The following is a 17020-nucleotide window of genomic DNA, read 5'->3' as shown; positions in this document are numbered from 1 at the left end:
GAACGGTTGGGCGGCCCGAAAGGCCGCCCAACCGTGTCAGCCAGCTATCAGGACTCGCTACCCGACCGCAGCATGTTCCGCAGCACGTACTGCAGGATGCCGCCGTTGCGGTAGTAGTCGGCCTCACCGGGCGTGTCGATGCGGACCACGGCGTCGAACTCGACCTTTTCGCCGCTTTCCTTGGTGGCCGTGACGTGCACGGTCTTCGGGGTCTTGCCGTTGTTCAGCTCGGTGATGCCCGCGATGTCGAACGTCTCGGTGCCGTCGAGGCCCAAGGACTTCCACGACTCGCCCGCCGGGAACTGCAGCGGGACGACGCCCATGCCGATCAGGTTCGAGCGGTGGATGCGCTCGAACGATTCGACGATGACCGCCTTGACGCCCAGCAGGCTGGTGCCCTTGGCGGCCCAGTCGCGCGAGCTACCCGAGCCGTACTCCTTGCCGCCCAGCACGACCAGCGGAGTGCCGGCCGCCTGGTAGTTCTGCGACGCGTCGTAGATGAACGACTGCGGGCCGCCCTCCTGGGTGAAGTCGCGCGTGTAGCCGCCCTGCGTGCCCTCGAGGCCGATGCCGTCGAGCACGCGGTTCTGGAGGCGGATGTTCGCGAACGTGCCGCGGATCATCACCTCGTGGTTACCGCGACGGCTGCCCAGCGAGTTGTAGTCCTTGCGGGCCACGCCGTGCGAATCCAGGTACTGCGCAGCCGGGGTGCCCGGCTTGATCGGACCGGCCGGGCTGATGTGGTCGGTGGTCACCGAATCGCCCAGCAGGGCGAGCACTCGGGCGCCCGAGATGTCGGTGACGGGTGCCGGCTCCATCTGCATGCCGTCGAAGTACGGCGCCTTGCGCACGTACGTCGAGTTCTCGTCCCACTCGAACGTGTCGCCCTCGGGGGTCGACAGGTTCTGCCAGCGCTCGTCGCCGGCGAAGATCGTCGAGTACGACTTGCGGAACATGTCCTGGCTGATCGCCGACTTGATGGTGTCGTCGATCTCCTGCGCCGACGGCCAGATGTCCTTGAGGAAGACGTCGTTGCCCTCGGTGTCCTTGCCCAGGGAATCCGTCTCGAAGTCGAAGTCCATGGTGCCGGCGAGTCCGTACGCGATGACCAGCGGCGGCGAGGCCAGGTAGTTCATCTTGACGTCGGGGGAGATGCGTCCCTCGAAGTTGCGGTTACCGGACAGCACCGCGGTGACGGTGAGGTCGTTGTCGTTGATGGCCTTGCTGATCTCGTCGGGCAGCGGGCCGGTGTTGCCGATGCACGTCGTGCAGCCGTAGCCGCCCAGGTAGTAGCCGAGCTTCTCGAGGTACGGCCACAGGCCGGCCTTCTCGTAGTAGTCGGTGACGACCTGAGAGCCGGGGGCCATGTTGGTCTTCACCCAGGGCTTGGTGGTGAGGCCCTTCTCGACGGCGTTGCGCGCGAGCAGTGCCGCGCCGAGCATCACCGACGGGTTCGAGGTGTTGGTGCAGGACGTGATGCCCGCGACCGCGACCGCGCCGTGGTCGAGCACGAACGTGCCCCGCTCGCCGGTCACGGTGATCGGCTTGCTCGGGCGGCCTTCGGCGCCGTTGGCGGCGGACTGGACGTCGACGGCACCGTCGTCGGCGAACGACAGGGCGGCCGAGTCGCTGGCCGGGAACGACTCTTCGACGGCCTCATCGAGGTGCGTGTGCGGAGTGGGCGCAGCAGGGGTGCCGTCGTTGGTGTAGTTGTGGATGTCCTTGCGGAACGCGATCTTGCTCTCCGACAACAGGATTCGGTCCTGCGGGCGCTTCGGGCCGGCGATCGACGGGACCACGGTGGACAGGTCCAGCTCGATGTACTCGGAGAAGGCCGGCTCACGATCGGCGTCGTGCCACATGCCCTGGGCCTTGGCGTAGGCCTCGACCAGCGCGAGCTGCTCGTCGGTGCGGCCGGTGAGGCGCAGGTAGTTGATGGTCTCCCCGTCGATCGGGAAGATCGCGGCGGTGGAACCGAATTCGGGGCTCATGTTGCCCAGCGTCGCGCGGTTCGCGAGCGGCACCTCGGCGACGCCCTTGCCGTAGAACTCGACGAACTTGCCGACGACGCCGTGCTTGCGCAGCATGTCGGTGACGGTCAGCACCACGTCGGTGGCGGTCACGCCGGGCTGGATCTCGCCGGTCAGCTTGAAGCCGACGACGCGCGGGATCAGCATCGAGACGGGCTGGCCCAGCATGGCGGCCTCGGCCTCGATGCCGCCGACGCCCCAGCCCAGCACGCCCAGGCCATTCTCCATGGTGGTGTGGCTGTCGGTACCCACACAGGTGTCGGGGTAGGCCTGGCCGTTACGGACCATCACGACGGGCGCCAGGTACTCGATGTTGACCTGGTGCACGATGCCCATGCCCGGGGGGACGACCTTGAAATCGTCGAACGCACCCTGGCCCCAGCGCAGGAACTGGTAGCGCTCGCCGTTGCGCTCGTACTCCAAGTCGACGTTGCGCTCGAGGGCGTCGGCGCGGCCGAAGACATCGAGGATCACCGAGTGGTCGATGACCATGTCGGCGGGGGAGAGCGGGTTGACCTTGTTGGGGTCGCCGCCCAGGGTGGTGACGGCCTCGCGCATGGTGGCCAGGTCCACGATGCAGGGCACGCCGGTGAAGTCCTGCATGATCACGCGGGCGGGGGTGAACTGGATTTCGGTGTTCGGCTCAGCCGAGGGATCCCAGTTGGCCAGGGCCAGGATGTGATCCTTGGTGATGTTTGCGCCGTCTTCGGTGCGCAGCAGGTTCTCCGCAAGCACCTTGAGGCTGTAGGGAAGCTTCTCGGTCCCCGGCACCGCGTCGAGGCGGAAAATCTCGTAGCTGTTTTCCCCGACAACGAGCGTGTCACGGGCTCCAAATGAATTGCTGCTCACATCAACTCCCGGCTAGATCTCGCCGCGACGGGCTGTGTCAGCGGCGCGTTGCTACCCTAACAGTACGCTTGTCCTATGAGCGCCCAGGGGGTGGCTACAGTCTGGTCGGGTTGTGGGTGTGCCGTCAGGGAGTTCGCGGAAATTCCAGTACCGTTTGCCCCGTGACAACTTTCGCGGCATTCATTCCGCCGGACGTCTGTGCCACGGTCGGGCAGGACCCGGCCAAGACCCCCGTCGACGTCTGCATGGCGACGGTGATCACGCAGGTGCGTGACGGTGGGGTCAGCGCGCCGGGCATCGCGCCCGCCAAGACGCCGGCCACGCCGCAGGAAGCAAAGCAGGCCGCCGAGGCCGCCAAGGAGGCCGCCGCGCTGCGGCAGGTGGTCGCCGACGCCCATGCCAAGGGCATCGACCTCAAGATCGTCGTGCTGCCGACGAGTCCCGGCATCGACACTCCGCTGCGGGACATCGCCGCCGACGTCGGCCATGTGTACCCCGAGTCGACGGTGCTCACGCTCAGCCCTGGCTTCGCCGGCTCGGTCAGTCCGACCTATGACCGGTCGCACTTGGAAGCGGGCCAGGATCTGGCGAAGACGCCGAGTGTCGTGCAGTCGTCGAAGAATTTTGTGAGCCAGCTGGAAACGCCGATTTTTCCGTGGACTTCGTTCACTCTGGTCGTCATCCTCGGTGTGGTAGCGGCCGCCGTCGGTACCCGGTTCTTGCAGGTCCGGGCCCGGAAATCGGCCGCCGCGGCCGCTCCGGCGCCTGCCGCCGCAACCCCCTCGGAGTAGCTGGGCGCGGTGCGCCGCGAATTCGAATATCACTATTCGGTCACACCTTTTTCAATTACACCGATGTGGTTTGTTACTAACGTTTCATTTGTGCAACCTGTGACGTACGGTGCAGTTGGTACCGCGTGTTGCAGTTGTGATGAATTTTGATTTCTGTGACTAACGGAACCGACGGATTGCGCCCGCATATGCCTTTCGCGGGCACCAGCGCGCTGGAGCCATAGGAGACCAGAGTCAATGGGACCCAGAGTCAGGGGACACGGCATTCGCCCCTTTGTCATCGGGCTGGGCTGCCGCGTGGGCACCGGATCGCTCGTGTTCGGTGTGATGACCGCGTCCGTATTCGGTTCCGGCACCGCCTCGGCCCAACCCGGCGGCAGCGAGATCGCCGCCCTGGTCACCGATTTGGCCAACGCCAACCAGAAACTGCAGGACCTCGGCGCGTCCATCCAGACCCGGCAGGAATCGGTCAACAAGGCCATCGCCGACGTGCAGACCGCCCGCGACAACGCCGCGACGGCCCAGCAGGACATCGACGCCAGTCAGAGTGGCCTCAAGGATGCCAACGCCGCGATCGCCGCCGCCCAGTCGCACTTCGACAAGTACGCCGAAGCGGCATACATCAACGGCCCGTCCGCCTCGTACCTGACCGCCACCGATCCCGGCGAGATGATCAACACCGCCGCCACCGGTCAAGCCTTGACCATCAGCTCGCAGGAGGCCATCGCCGACCTGCAGCGCACCCGGACCGAACTGGCCAACCGTGAATCCGCCGCCCGGCTGGCCAAGCAGAAGGCCGACCAGGCCGTCAAAGATGCGCAGACCAGCCAGGACGACGCGGTCAAAGCCCTGACCGATGCCCGGACCACGTTCGCCGACCAGCAGACCCAACTCGATCAGTTGGTCAGCCAGCGGAATGCGGCCCAGGCCAAGCTCGACGCGGTGCGCACGCAGTGGGCGGCCACGACCACCGGGACGACCACCGGGACGACAACCGGGCCCGCCGCCACGTCCGGTGTGCCCGCGGCCGACCCCGGTCGGTACGCCGCCAACTGGGACGGCGCCCCTGCAGCCGCCGGCCCCCGCAAGTGGGACGACGGCGGCTGGGACCCGACCCTGCCGAAGCTGCCCAGCGCCAACATTCCCGGTGACCCGATCGCCGTCATCAACAACGTGCTCGGTATGACCGCCACTTCGGCCCAGGTCACTCAGCAGATGGGCCACAGTTTCCTGCAGAAGCTCGGCCTGGTGCCCGCGGAGGTCACGAAGAGCGGCTACACCAATGGCGCCATCCCGCGCGTCTACGGCAAGCAGGCTTCGGAGTACGTGATCAAGCGCGCCATGACGCAGATCGGCGTGCCGTACTCCTGGGGCGGTGGCACCGCGGCCGGCCCGGGCAAGGGCATCGACTCGGGCGCCGGCACCGTCGGCTTCGACTGCTCGGGCCTGATCCTGTACGCCTTCGCGGGTGTCGGCATCAAGCTGCCGCACTACTCCGGCAACCAGTACGAGATGGGCCGCAAGATCCCGACCTCGCAGGCCCGCCGCGGCGACGTCATCTTCTACGGCCCGGGCGGCAGCCAGCACGTCACCCTGTACCTCGGCAACGGGCAGATGCTCGAAGCGCCGTACACCGGCTCAGACGTGCACGTCTCGCCTGTCCGCACCAGCGGCATGACGCCGTACGTGATCCGTTACATCGAATACTGATTGGGTATTGCATTGCAGGGCAAGGAATTTCACCGGAGAGACGTCCTCGCGGGCGTCGGCGCACTGGCGCTGGCGTTCGCGTTCGGCCCTGCGCCGAGTGCGATCGCCGAACCCGACGGCGGCTGGGACCCGACGTTGCCCATGAAAGCCAGCTCCGGCGCCCCCGGTGACCCGGTGGCCATCGCCAACGCCTCGTTCCAGGCCAGTCAGCTCGCCCTGCAGACCACCCAGAACCTCGGCCAGAGTTTCCTGTCCGCGCTGGGCCTTGGTGGCAAGCCGAGCGGCGGTGGCGGCGGGACCGCCACGATGATGCCCGGCGGCCGCGTCGGCGGTAAGCAGGCCATCGAATACGTCATCCGGCGCGGCGGCTCCCAGATGGGCGTCCCGTACTCGTGGGGCGGCGGTACCTTCCTTGACCGGTCCCGGACCCGGCGTCGACTACGACGCCGGCAAGATCGGCTACGACTGTTCGGGGTTCACGCGCTACGCCTATGCCGGTGTCGGCGTCCAGATCCCCAAGTACTCGGGCGACCAGTACGACACCGGCCGCGCCATCCCGCCGTCGCAAGCCAAGCGCGGCGATCTCATCTTCTACGGCCCGGGCGGCAGCCAGCACGTGACGATCTACCTCGGCGGCGGCAAGATGCTGGAGGCCTCCGGTAGCGCGGGAACGGTGACGGTCAGCCCGGTCCGGACGGCCGGCATGTCGCCACACCTGTCCCGCATCATCGAGACCTGATAATCACCTGAGTCCGCCGTGGCAACATCGACGGATACGGGGCCGCCTGGAATAGTTGATTCCGGGTTCGCCGCTATATTGGCGGCTACCTGCTAGACCAGCGACTTTGCGCCGGGCAATCGGCCGAATCAAAACGTGGGAGGAAGCTAGATGACGTCACCGAGTGGGCCGCTGGAGGGCGCCGGAGGCTACCCAGGCCCGGCCCCCACACAGGGCTACCCGCCCGGGGCGCACGCCGCACCCACCGCGCAGCAGCCTGGCAGCGGGGCGTTGCAGTCCGAGGTGCACACCCTTGAGCGCGCCATCTTCGAGGTCAAGCGCATCATCGTCGGCCAGGACCAGTTGGTCGAGCGCATGCTGGTCGGCCTGCTGGCCAAGGGCCACGTGCTGCTCGAAGGTGTGCCGGGTGTCGCCAAGACCCTGGCCGTTGAGACCTTCGCCAAGGTGGTCGGCGGTTCGTTCGCCCGTATCCAGTTCACCCCCGACCTGGTGCCCACCGACATCGTCGGTACCCGCATCTACCGGGTCGGCAAGGAAGAGTTCGACATCGAGCTCGGCCCAGTGATGGTCAACTTCCTGCTCGCCGACGAGATCAACCGTGCACCTGCCAAGGTGCAGTCGGCGCTGCTGGAGGTCATGGCCGAGCGCAAGATCTCCATCGGCGGCAAGACCTTCCCGCTGCCCAGCCCGTTCCTCGTCATGGCGACGCAGAACCCCATCGAGCAGGAGGGCGTCTACCAGCTGCCCGAGGCGCAGCGCGACCGCTTCCTGTTCAAGCTCAACGTCGGCTACCCATCGCCCGAGGAAGAGCGCGAGATCATCTACCGGATGGGCGTCAAGCCGCCGGAGCCCAAGCAGATCCTGACCACCGAGGAACTGCTGCATCTGCAGGACGTGGCCGCCAACAACTTCGTGCACCACGCCCTCGTCGACTACGTCGTGCGCATCGTCACCGCCACGCGTGAGCCCGAGAAGTTCGGCATGCCCGACGCCAAGGCGTGGATCGCGTACGGCGCCTCGCCGCGTGCCTCGCTGGGCATCATCAGCGCCTCCCGTGCGCTGGCGCTGGTGCGCGGCCGCGACTACGTCATCCCGCAGGACGTCGTCGAGGTCATCCCGGACGTGCTGCGGCACCGCCTCGTGCTCACCTACGACGCGCTCGCCGACGAGATCTCCGCCGAGACCGTCGTCAACCGCATCCTGCAGACCGTCGCGCTGCCGCAGGTGAATGCCATTCCGCAACAAGGACATTCGGTTCCGCCCGTGATGGCCGGCGTAGCTGGGGCCGCAGGTCGGTGACCGAGCCCAGGTCTGATCGTCCGGCTTCGCCGCAGCCAGGCCGCTCCGTCGACCTGCCCTCGTTGCAGCGCGGGCAGATTCGGGATCCCGAACTGTCGGCCGCGCTGCGCAAGCTCGAGCTCACTGTCCGGCGCAAGCTGGACGGCGTCCTGCACGGTGACCACCAGGGCCTGATCCCCGGCCCCGGCTCCGAGCCGGGGGAGTCCCGGCTCTACCAGCCCGGCGACGACGTGCGCCGGATGGACTGGTCCGTCACGGCCCGCACCACGCATCCGCACGTGCGGCAGATGATCGCCGACCGGGAGCTGGAGACCTGGCTGGTCGTCGACATGTCGGCGAGCCTGGACTTCGGCACCGCGGGCTGCGAGAAGCGCGATCTGGCGGTCGCCGCGGCGGCCTCCATCGCGTTCCTCAACAGCGGTGGCGGTAACCGGCTCGGTGCGGTCATCTCGAACGGTGACACCATCCGCCGGGTGCCCGCATTGTCGGGCCGGCTGCACGAGCAGGAGCTGCTGCGCGCCATCGCCACCACGCCCAAGGCTCCGGCCGGGGTCCGCGGTGACCTGGCCGTGGCCATCGACGCGCTGCGACGGCCCGAGCGCCGCCGCGGCATGGCGGTGATCATCAGCGACTTCCTGGGACCCATCAACTGGATGCGCCCGCTGCGGGCCATCGCCGGGCGGCACGAGGTCCTCGGCATCGAGGTCATCGACCCGCGCGACGTGGAGCTGCCCGCGATCGGGGACGTGGTGCTGCAGGACGCCGAGTCCGGCATCACCAAGGAATTCACCATCGACGAGCAACTTCGGGACGACTTCGCCCGCGCCGCCCAGGCACACCGCGACGAAGTGGCCCGCACCCTGCGCCGATGCGACGCCCCGCTGCTGACCCTGCGCACCGACCGGGACTGGATCGCGGACGTCGTGAGGTTCGTGGCGAGCCGCCGCCGTGGCGCCATGGCGGCGCGGTAGCTGTCAACGGTCGCACAGATCGATGTGCGGCTCGCCGCAGCGCGCCGATTTCGGCGAACAAAGGCCGAGACGATAAGTTGACCAGCATGAGTGACACTGTTGCCACCGAGGGTGCCGCCACGTCCGCACCCGGCCGTCCGGCCTTCGTTTCCCGTTCCGTGCTGGTCACCGGTGGTAACCGGGGCATCGGCCTGGCCATCGCGCAGCGCCTGGCCGCCGACGGCCACAAGGTTGCCGTGACCCACCGCGGTTCCGGTGCCCCCGAGGGGCTGTTCGGCGTCGTGTGTGACGTCACCGATACCGAGGCCGTCGACCGCGCTTTCAAAGAGGTCGAGGAGCACCAGGGCCCCGTCGAGGTGCTGGTGTCCAACGCCGGTATCTCCAAGGACGCGTTCCTGATGCGCATGACCGAGGAGCGGTTCACCGAGGTCATCAACGCCAACCTGACCGGCGCGTTCCGGGTCACCCAGCGCGCGTCACGCAGCATGCAGCGCAAGCGCTTCGGCCGCATCATCTACATCGGCTCGGTCTCGGGCATGTGGGGCATCGGCAACCAGGCCAACTACGCGGCCGCCAAGGCCGGCCTGATCGGCATGGCCCGCTCGATCTCCCGTGAGCTCTCCAAGGCCGGCGTCACGGCCAACGTCGTCGCCCCCGGGTACATCGACACCGAGATGACGCGTGCCCTGGACGAGCGCATCCAGGAAGGTGCGCTGGAGTTCATCCCGGCCAAGCGCGTCGGCACCGCCGAGGACGTTGCCGGTGCCGTCAGCTTCCTGGCGTCCGAGGATGCCGGCTACATCGCCGGTGCGGTGATCCCGGTCGACGGCGGCATGGGCATGGGTCACTGACCCACCGGGCTCAACTCAAAACCCTTTGGCTTAGCAGAACTTAAAGGAGTCAGAACAATGGCAGGTTTGCTCGAAGGCAAGCGCATCCTGGTCACCGGGATCATCACCGATTCGTCCATCGCGTTCCACATCGCGAAGGTCGCCCAGGAGCAGGGTGCCGAGCTGGTGCTCACCGGCTTCGACCGGATGAAGCTCATCCAGCGCATCGCCGACCGGCTGCCGAACCCGGCGCCGCTGCTGGAACTCGACGTGCAGAACACCGAGCACCTGGCCTCGCTCGGCGAGCGCGTCACCGAGGTGATCGGCGAGGGCAACAAGCTCGACGGCGTCGTGCACTCCATCGGCTTCATGCCGCAGAGCGGCATGGGCATCAACCCGTTCTTCGACGCGCCCTACGAGGACATCGCCAAGGGCATCCACATCTCGGCGTACTCCTACGCCTCGCTGGCCAATGCGCTGCTGCCGATCATGAACGAAGGCGGCGGCATCGTCGGCATGGACTTCGACCCGACCCGCGCCATGCCCGCCTACAACTGGATGACGGTCGCCAAGAGCGCCCTCGAGTCGGTCAACCGGTTCGTCGCGCGTGAGGCCGGCAAGTTCGGCGTGCGGTCCAATCTCGTTGCGGCAGGCCCCATTCGGACCCTGGCCATGAGCGCCATCGTCGGTGGCGCGCTGGGCGACGAGGCCGGTGCGCAGATGCAGCTGCTCGAAGAGGGCTGGGACCAGCGGGCACCGATCGGCTGGAACATGAAGGACCCGACGCCGGTCGCCAAGACCGTCTGTGCGCTGCTGTCCGAATGGCTGCCCGCCACCACCGGGTCGATCATCTACGCCGACGGTGGCGCCAGCACCCAGCTGATGTGAGCTGAATTGTTTTCCGCCGAAACGGCGTTCCGGCAGGTGTGCTCTCCTGCTGGAACGCCGTTTCGCGTCTGAGGAGGGGCCAAACACGTGGACTTTGACGCACTGCTGCTGCTGTCGTTCGGTGGGCCCGACGGTCCCGACGACGTCCGTCCGTTCCTGGAGAACGTGACGCGGGGACGTGGGGTGCCGCCGGAGCGCCTGGACGCCGTCGCCGAGCACTACATGCATTTCGGGGGAGCGTCGCCGATCAACGGCATCAACCGGGCGTTGATCTCGCAGCTCGAGGCGGCAATGCCGGAGCTGCCGGTGTACTTCGGCAACCGCAACTGGGATCCGTACATCGAAGACACGGTGGCCGCCATGCGGGACAACGGGATTCGTCGCGCGGCGGTATTCACGACGTCCGCGTGGGGCGGGTACTCGAGCTGCCGGCAGTACGTCGAGGACATCGCGCGCGGCCGCGCCGCGGCCGGGTCGCAGGCGCCGGAATTGGTGAAGCTGCGCCAGTACTTCGACCACCCGCTGTTCGTCGAGATGTTCTCCGAAGCCATCGGGGCAGCGGCCGCGCAGGTGCCCGCTGACCTACGTGACGACGCGCGGCTGGTGTTCACCGCGCATTCCATTCCTGTCGGCGCCGACGAGCGGTACGGCCCGCGGCTGTACAGCCGGCAGGTCGGCTACGCCACTCGGCTGGTCGCCGCGGCCGCCGGGTACGACGACTACGACCAGGTGTGGCAGTCCCGGTCCGGTCCGCCGCAAATCCCTTGGCTGGAACCGGATATCGGCGATCACTTGGCGGCGCTGGCGGCCGCCGGCACCAAGGCCGTCATCGTCTGCCCCATCGGGTTCGTCGCCGACCACATCGAGGTGGTGTGGGACCTCGACAACGAGCTTGCCGAGCTCGCCGCCGAAGCTGGAATCACGTTGGTGCGCACTGCAACTCCGGGCGCGGACCCGCGGTTCGCCCGGTTGGCCGCCTCGCTGGTCGAGGAACTGCGCACGGGCGCGGCGGCGGCGCGGGTCGACGGTCCGGACCCGGTGCCCGGCTACGGCTGCAGCGTCGACGGCGCACCCTGCTCACCGCACTGCTTCGCCGACTGACGGGTCCCTAGCGCTCCCAGGCCGAATGCAGGATGGCCGTCACAGCGGCCAGTCGGGCGGACCGCACGACGTCGGCCAGCGGCCGCATGGCCTCGCTGGCGATCTGCATCTCCGAGGCGCTCTGCAGGCCGATGGGCGCCAGCCCGGCGCTGACGGTGATGATCGCGTCGATGTGGGCCGCGGTCTCGAGCACCCGCACGGCGCGGGTCGGGGCATGGTCCGGCAGCCGGTGCAGCTGGCCGGCTTCGAGCAGCTGCTCGACCATCTCGCGCGGATCGTCGATGTCCGAGCCGGGTTCGGCCCGCAACCGGCTGAGGGCGTCGGCCGCCGACCGGACCGCGTCGCGCAGCCGGAACTCCTCGTCACCGAGGTCGAAATGACCGATGACCGGCGCGCTCGGCAGCGAGTACACCGTCCAGGACAGCGCCTTGACCTCGGCGTCGTCGGTGTCGTCCTCGTACTCGAAGTCGGGGACCAGGCCGACGGCCTCGCCGTAGTTCGAGGTGATGACGATGGCTTCGCCCACGTCGACGGCGTCCTGCTGGAACTGGGTGCCGGGGGGCAGGCCGCGGACATCGCCGGGTACGGGCAGTACCAGGTTCAGCGCCGGCTCCGAGCGGGCGGCGCCGGCCGCGTGTCGCAGCGTCTGCAGCAACGTGACGCCGCCGTAGTTGGTCAGGTCCGGCCACGGCAGGCCGGTCCGGCTGGCCGCCACGGCGTCGTAGGCGGCAATGGAATGCCTTGGCGCCCACGGCGATAGCGCATCCAGGACATCGTCGGGCGCGGCCAGGCCGGCATGCCAGGCATTGGCCCACACCGTCAGCGAAATACTCGGACACCACATGATGCACGCAGTGTAAAACGCTCCGGCCCGGAACGCCTGTAAGGCGCTACTCTGGTCGCATGCCGGTGCCGTTGCTGTGGCTCATCGTGGCGATCGGGCTTGCCGGCGCCGAAGCGCTCACTGGTGACATGTTCCTGCTCATGCTGTCCGGCGGTGCCCTGGCGACCGCTGGTCTGAGCTGGGCCACCGACTGGCCGATCTGGGCTGACGGCGCCTGTTTCCTCATCGTGTCGGTGCTGCTGCTGGTCCTGGTCCGCCCGTCGCTGCGCAAGCGGCTGGGTGCTGCCGGCCTGCCCGAGCCCGTAAAAGCCCTGGAAGGCAAGACCGCCCTGGTGCTGGAACGCGTGGCGCGCCATGAAGGACAGATAAAACTCGACGGCGAAATCTGGACGGCGCGTCCGATGGCCGACGACGATGTCTTCGAGCCCGGCGATCACGTCACCGTGATGCGGATCGACGGCGCGACCGCGGTGGTCTACCGGACCATCTGAACGCAAGGGGAGCTGAAATTGACTGGTGCACTTGTTCTTCTGCTGATGCTGGTGGCGCTGGCCATCGTCGTGGTGGTCAAATCGGTGGCGCTCATCCCGCAGGCCGAGGCCGCGGTCATCGAGCGGCTGGGCCGTTACAGCAAGACCGTCTCGGGGCAGCTGACGCTGTTGCTGCCGTTCATCGACAAGATCCGGGCCCGGGTGGACCTGCGTGAGCGGGTCGTGTCGTTCCCGCCGCAGCCGGTGATCACGGAGGACAACCTGACGGTCAACATCGACACCGTCGTCTACTTCCAGGTGACCAGTCCGCAGGCCGCGGTGTACCAGATCAGCAACTACATCGTCGGCGTCGAGCAGCTGACCACCACGACGCTGCGCAACGTCGTCGGCGGTATGACGCTGGAGCAGACGCTGACCTCTCGCGACTCGATCAACGCCCAGCTGCGCGGCGTGCTCGACGAGGCCACCGGCCGCTGGGGCCTGCGGGTCGCCCGGGTGGAGCTGCGCAGCATCGATCCGCCGCCGTCGATCCAGGAGTCGATGGAGAAGCAGATGCGGGCCGATCGGGAGAAGCGCGCCATGATCCTGATGGCGGAAGGCAGCCGGGAGGCGTCGATCAAGCAGGCGGAGGGTGCCAAGCAATCGCAGATCCTGTCGGCCGAAGGTGCCAAGCAGGCCGCGATCCTGGCCGCCGAGGCGGACCGGCAGTCCCGGATCCTGCGGGCCCAGGGTGAACGGGCCGCCCAGTACCTGAACGCCCAGGGCCAGGCGAAGGCCATCGAGAAGACGTTCGCGGCCATCAAGGCGGGCCGGCCCACGCCGGAGCTGCTGGCCTACCAATACCTGCAGACGCTGCCGCAGATGGCCAAGGGCGAGGCCAACAAGGTGTGGGTGGTGCCCAGCGACTTCGGTTCTGCGCTACAGGGTTTCACCAAGATGCTCGGAGCTCCGGGGGAGGACGGGGTGTTCCGCTACACGCCGTCGCCGGTGGAGGAGAACCTGCCCAAGGCCGACGATGACGCCGACGAGGTCGCCGACTGGTTCAACACCCAGACCGACCCGGAGATCGCCAGGGCAGTGGCCAAGGCCGAAGCCGAGGCCCGTGCCTCGGTGCAGCAGCCGGGCTACAGCGCCCCGCCGCCGCTGCCCGCGCCCCCGGTGCCCCCGGCACCCCCGACCCAGCCGCTCGAGGCGCGTCCAACTCCTGAAATCGACCCGCCCGCCGGACAACACGCAAGGTGACCATGAGTGTGTTGACGTCCCCGAAGACCTACACGGCGCTGGCGCTGCTGCAGGCAGGTGACGCGGCGGCCTGTGCCGTCCCCATCGCGCCGATCGAGAAGGCGCTGGCCGGAGTGAACTTCCCGCTGGAGTACCGGTGGATTCTGGTCGGGTCCAAGGCTGCATCGGCTGTGGGTCTGCTTGCCGTGGGGCGCAATCCCGCGCTTGCCCGGCTGACCACCGCGATGCTGGCGCTGTACTTCACGCTGGCGGTCACCGCGCACATCAGAGCGCATGACAAGCCCCAGAACGCGGCACCCGCCGTGCTGTTCCTGGCGCTGTTCACCGCGATGACGGCGAAAGGCCCCGACCGCGAGTCATAAGGCTGCTCGGTGGCCAGTTGCTACCCGGATTCTTGCGTTTCGCGTGTAGCAGGTGGCCGCTCGGCGCCTCAGGGTTGAGCAGTCACCGCGTCGGGCGCGACTGCTGCGGCGTGTGCCCGGCGATGCAGCCGAATCTCGTAGACCAGCCCCGAGATCCCGATGGTCGCGGTGCAGGCCGATACGACCAGCAGTGACGGCCGAATCTGCCCGGTGAGAGCGTCGCCGAGGATGACGACCGCCGCGGTGCCGGGCAGCAACCCGAAGAACGTCGCGATCGCGTACGGCACGACCCGGACCGACGAGGCGCCGGCCGCATAGTTGAGCACCGAGAACGGTACGGCCGGGATCATGCGCATCGACAGGATCGCCGCCCAGCCGCGTTCCTTGAGCCGGGCATCGAGGCTGTCGATGTGCTGGTGCGAGAGCTTGCTCAACTGCCAGCCCAGCACCCGAACCAGCCAGAGCGCGATCAATGCGCTCAGCGTGCTGGCGATGACGGCCAGCGTGACGCCGAGTGCGGAACCGAACAGCAGGCCCGCCGCGAGGGTGAATGCGGTGCGGGGGAACGGCAGCACCGTGACGACGGTGTGGGCCACCAGGAAGGCCAGCGGGAACCACGGGCCGGCCGCGGCAGCCCAGTCGCGCATCTCCACCGCGCTGGGCAAGGGCACCCAGATGGCAATTGCGACGAGAATCACAATCGCTGTTCCGATGCCCACGGCTCGACGCAACGGCATCTGCGCCGCAGTCGTCTGCACCGCAGACAGGACCGTGCGCAGCGCGCTGACAACGGGGTTCACGCCTTCCAAGGGTACGGGGCCATCGCCGATCACTGACGTCAGGCGCGTGTCCACGGGATGGGCCGCGGCACCGGCCTCCACCGGCGCCGACGACGCGGACAGCCGGTGCGCGGTGGAGCTACTGGGTAGTAGCGACCTGCGTGATTTAGCCTGAAAGTCAAGTGTGATAGGCATTTCTGCATGCAGTGCCATATATCCGATGGCCGAAAGATTGGGAGTCGCCGGTGACTGTCGACGTGTCCACCGTTCGGGACCGCTACGCGCGGTGGCAGACGAACGTCGCCGGCGTGCTCGCCAAGAGCACGCGGAAGGCTGTCGAGGATCTGCCGGCCGAACCCGAGCGCTTGCTCGATTCGCCGACGTACGACGGATTCCCGGTCCGTCCGCTCTACACCAGCCTGGACGGTCTGGCCGAGCCCGCGCTGCCCGGGCACTGGCCGTTCACCCGCGGCGGTGACGCCCACCGCGACGTGCTCGCCGGCTGGAAGGTGGCCGAGCCCTTCCCGATCGCCGGCGATGTTGATGTCGCTGACGTCCGCATGGTCAACGGCGCCATCCTGCTCGCCCTCACCGACGGCACCAGTGCCCTCGAGGTGCGGGTCGGCACCGGCGGCGTCCCCGTCGACCAGCTGGACCGCGTGTTCGAGGGCGTCTTCCTGGACCTCGTCCCGGTGATCCTCGATGCCGGCACCGACGTAGCAGGCGCCGCGGATCAGCTGCTCACCCTGGTGCAGCCGTTCGACGCCGACCAGCGCGCCCGGCTGTCGATCGACCTGGGCGCCGACCCGCTGACGGCACCGCTGTCGGGCCGCGCCGCCGCGACCGAGGCGGACGTCGTCGCCACCGCGGCGAAGCTGACCGAGTACGCCGGGGGAGTGCGTGCCGTCACGGTCGACGCCGCCGCCCTGCACAACCTCGGCGCGAGCGCCTCGCTGGAGCTGGCGGGTGCCATCGCCGCCGGTGTCGCCTACCTGCGCCTGCTGACCGAGAGCGGACTGTCCGTCGCTGATGCGTTGCGGCAGATCAGCTTCCGTTTCGCCGCTGACGACGACCAGTTCGCCACCATCGCCAAACTCCGTGCGGCCCGCCGACTTTGGGCCCGCGTGGCCGAGGTGGCCGGCGCCCCCGACGCGGGTGCCGCGACCATCCACGCCGTCACGTCGAAGGCCATGATGTCGCAGCGCGACCCGTGGGTGAACATGCTGCGCACCACTCTCGCCGCGTTTGCCGCAGGCGTGGGCGGCGCGGACACCGTGCTGGTCGAGACGTTCGATGCCGCCATCGACGGCGGATTGCCCGGTACCGCAGTCACTTTCAGTCGTCGCATGGCCCGCAACACCCAGCTGTTGCTGCTGGAGGAGTCGCACCTGGGCCGGGTAATCGACCCGTCGGGCGGCTCGTGGTTCGTCGAGGACCTCACCGATCAGCTGGCGCAGCAGGCCTGGACGAAGTTCCAGGAGCTGGAGGCGCTCGGCGGCTTTGTCGCGGCCCGTGATCACCTGAGCGCCCAGATCGCCGAGGTCGCCGCCCTTCGCGCCGACGACATCGCGCACCGGCGCACCGCCCTCACCGGCGTCAACGAGTTCCCGAACCTCGAGGAAAACCCACTGGCGCAGACTGATTCGTTCCCGGGCGTGGTCCGGTACGCGGCGGCTTTCGAGGCGCTGCGCAACCGCTCCGATGCCTACCTGGCCAAGACCGGCAAGCGGCCGCAGGCAGTGCTGCTGCCCGTCGGGCCGCTGGCCGAGCACAACATCCGCACCACGTTCGCCTCGAACCTGCTGGCTTCCGGTGGCATCGAGGTCGTCAACCCGGGCACGGTCGATGCCGCGGGGGTCTTCGCGGTGGCAGACGGCCATGCCGCGGCTGTGGTCTGCGGCACCGACGCCCGGTACGCCGAGGAGGCCAGTGGCGTCGTCAAGGCCGCCCGGGCAGCCGGCATCACGCACATCTATCTCGCCGGTCCGGAGCAAGCGGTGGCCGGTGCCGCCGACCAGCCCGACGAGTACCTGACCATGAAAATCGATGCCGTCGAAGCGCTTTCGACCCTGCTCACCCGATTGGGGGCATGAC

The 17020-nt window shown here is 68.2% G+C and carries 14 protein-coding genes and 1 pseudogene; 12 read left to right on the top strand and 3 right to left on the bottom strand.

What is annotated here, in order from left to right:
- Nucleotides 1-47: 47 nt before the first annotated feature.
- Complete coding sequence (locus A7G45_RS17450) at nucleotides 48-2879, bottom strand: aconitate hydratase (RefSeq protein ID WP_043987429.1); 2832 nt, start codon at nucleotides 2877-2879, stop codon at nucleotides 48-50.
- A gap of 161 nt (nucleotides 2880-3040) precedes the next feature.
- On the opposite strand from A7G45_RS17450, the gene A7G45_RS17445 reads away from it, so the two are divergent.
- The 8 genes and pseudogenes from A7G45_RS17445 to A7G45_RS17410 all read left to right on the top strand — a co-directional run bounded on the left by A7G45_RS17445 (nucleotide 3041) and on the right by A7G45_RS17410 (nucleotide 11208).
- Entirely contained in the window at nucleotides 3041-3670 is a 630-nt protein-coding gene (locus A7G45_RS17445; RefSeq protein WP_260938911.1) for an Rv1476 family membrane protein, read from the top strand.
- Nucleotides 3671-3907: 237 nt separating this feature from the next.
- Complete coding sequence (ripA, locus tag A7G45_RS17440; RefSeq protein WP_377042078.1) at nucleotides 3908-5380, top strand: NlpC/P60 family peptidoglycan endopeptidase RipA; 1473 nt, start codon at nucleotides 3908-3910, stop codon at nucleotides 5378-5380.
- A 63-nt stretch (nucleotides 5381-5443) separates the two neighbouring features.
- A pseudogene (gene ripB / locus A7G45_RS17435) lies at nucleotides 5444-6119 on the top strand (NlpC/P60 family peptidoglycan endopeptidase RipB).
- A 150-nt stretch (nucleotides 6120-6269) separates the two neighbouring features.
- Nucleotides 6270-7418: a chaperone MoxR1 gene (gene moxR1 / locus A7G45_RS17430; protein ID WP_043396386.1), complete on the top strand. Its 1149-nt coding sequence runs from the start codon at nucleotides 6270-6272 to the stop codon at nucleotides 7416-7418.
- Nucleotides 7415-8389 carry a DUF58 domain-containing protein gene (locus tag A7G45_RS17425; protein ID WP_043987431.1) on the top strand — a complete coding sequence of 325 codons (975 nt, stop codon included), beginning with the start codon at nucleotides 7415-7417 and terminating at the stop codon, nucleotides 8387-8389. Before moxR1 ends, A7G45_RS17425 begins: the two co-directional genes overlap by 4 nt.
- Nucleotides 8390-8475: 86 nt before the next feature.
- Nucleotides 8476-9240, top strand: coding sequence for a 3-oxoacyl-ACP reductase FabG1 (fabG1, locus tag A7G45_RS17420; protein ID WP_260938904.1), 765 nt, complete (start codon nucleotides 8476-8478; stop codon nucleotides 9238-9240).
- Between the two features lie 57 nt (nucleotides 9241-9297).
- The gene (gene inhA / locus A7G45_RS17415; protein WP_043396384.1) at nucleotides 9298-10107 is read left to right on the top strand and encodes an NADH-dependent enoyl-ACP reductase InhA; all 810 of its coding nucleotides are present in this window, start codon (nucleotides 9298-9300) and stop codon (nucleotides 10105-10107) included.
- Nucleotides 10108-10194: 87 nt separating this feature from the next.
- On the top strand, nucleotides 10195-11208 hold the full coding sequence (locus A7G45_RS17410; protein ID WP_260938901.1) for a ferrochelatase: 1014 nt from the start codon (nucleotides 10195-10197) through the stop codon (nucleotides 11206-11208).
- Nucleotides 11209-11215: 7 nt separating this feature from the next.
- On the opposite strand, the gene A7G45_RS17405 is transcribed toward A7G45_RS17410, so the two are convergent.
- Nucleotides 11216-12052, bottom strand: a complete 837-nt coding sequence (locus A7G45_RS17405; protein ID WP_043396382.1) for an Rv1486c family protein — start codon at nucleotides 12050-12052, stop codon at nucleotides 11216-11218.
- 59 nt (nucleotides 12053-12111) lie between these two features.
- Here A7G45_RS17405 and A7G45_RS17400 point away from each other — a divergent pair, with 59 nt between their 5' ends.
- The 3 genes from A7G45_RS17400 to A7G45_RS17390 are packed head-to-tail and all read left to right on the top strand — an operon-like array spanning nucleotide 12112 to nucleotide 14147.
- On the top strand, nucleotides 12112-12543 hold the full coding sequence (locus A7G45_RS17400) for an NfeD family protein (RefSeq protein WP_260938897.1): 432 nt from the start codon (nucleotides 12112-12114) through the stop codon (nucleotides 12541-12543).
- 45 nt (nucleotides 12544-12588) lie between these two features.
- Nucleotides 12589-13785 carry an SPFH domain-containing protein gene (locus tag A7G45_RS17395; RefSeq protein ID WP_110797177.1) on the top strand — a complete coding sequence of 399 codons (1197 nt, stop codon included), beginning with the start codon at nucleotides 12589-12591 and terminating at the stop codon, nucleotides 13783-13785.
- A 2-nt stretch (nucleotides 13786-13787) separates the two neighbouring features.
- The gene (locus A7G45_RS17390; protein ID WP_043987437.1) at nucleotides 13788-14147 is read left to right on the top strand and encodes a DoxX family protein; all 360 of its coding nucleotides are present in this window, start codon (nucleotides 13788-13790) and stop codon (nucleotides 14145-14147) included.
- Nucleotides 14148-14215: 68 nt separating this feature from the next.
- Here A7G45_RS17390 and A7G45_RS17385 read toward each other — a convergent pair whose 3' ends face one another.
- The gene (locus tag A7G45_RS17385) at nucleotides 14216-14947 is read right to left on the bottom strand and encodes a TVP38/TMEM64 family protein (RefSeq protein WP_260939764.1); all 732 of its coding nucleotides are present in this window, start codon (nucleotides 14945-14947) and stop codon (nucleotides 14216-14218) included.
- Nucleotides 14948-15171: 224 nt separating this feature from the next.
- On the opposite strand from A7G45_RS17385, the gene mutA reads away from it, so the two are divergent.
- A complete protein-coding gene (gene mutA / locus A7G45_RS17380) occupies nucleotides 15172-17019 on the top strand; it encodes a methylmalonyl-CoA mutase small subunit (protein WP_260938892.1) in 1848 nt (615 codons plus the stop codon).
- Nucleotide 17020 lies beyond the last annotated feature (1 nt).

It is taken from the genome of Mycolicibacterium llatzerense, from assembly GCF_025331195.1.
Taxonomy (GTDB): Bacteria; Actinomycetota; Actinomycetes; order Mycobacteriales; family Mycobacteriaceae; genus Mycobacterium; species Mycobacterium llatzerense.
The sequence above is the reverse complement of the archived record's forward strand: the minus strand, read 5'-3'. Positions and strand labels throughout refer to the sequence as shown.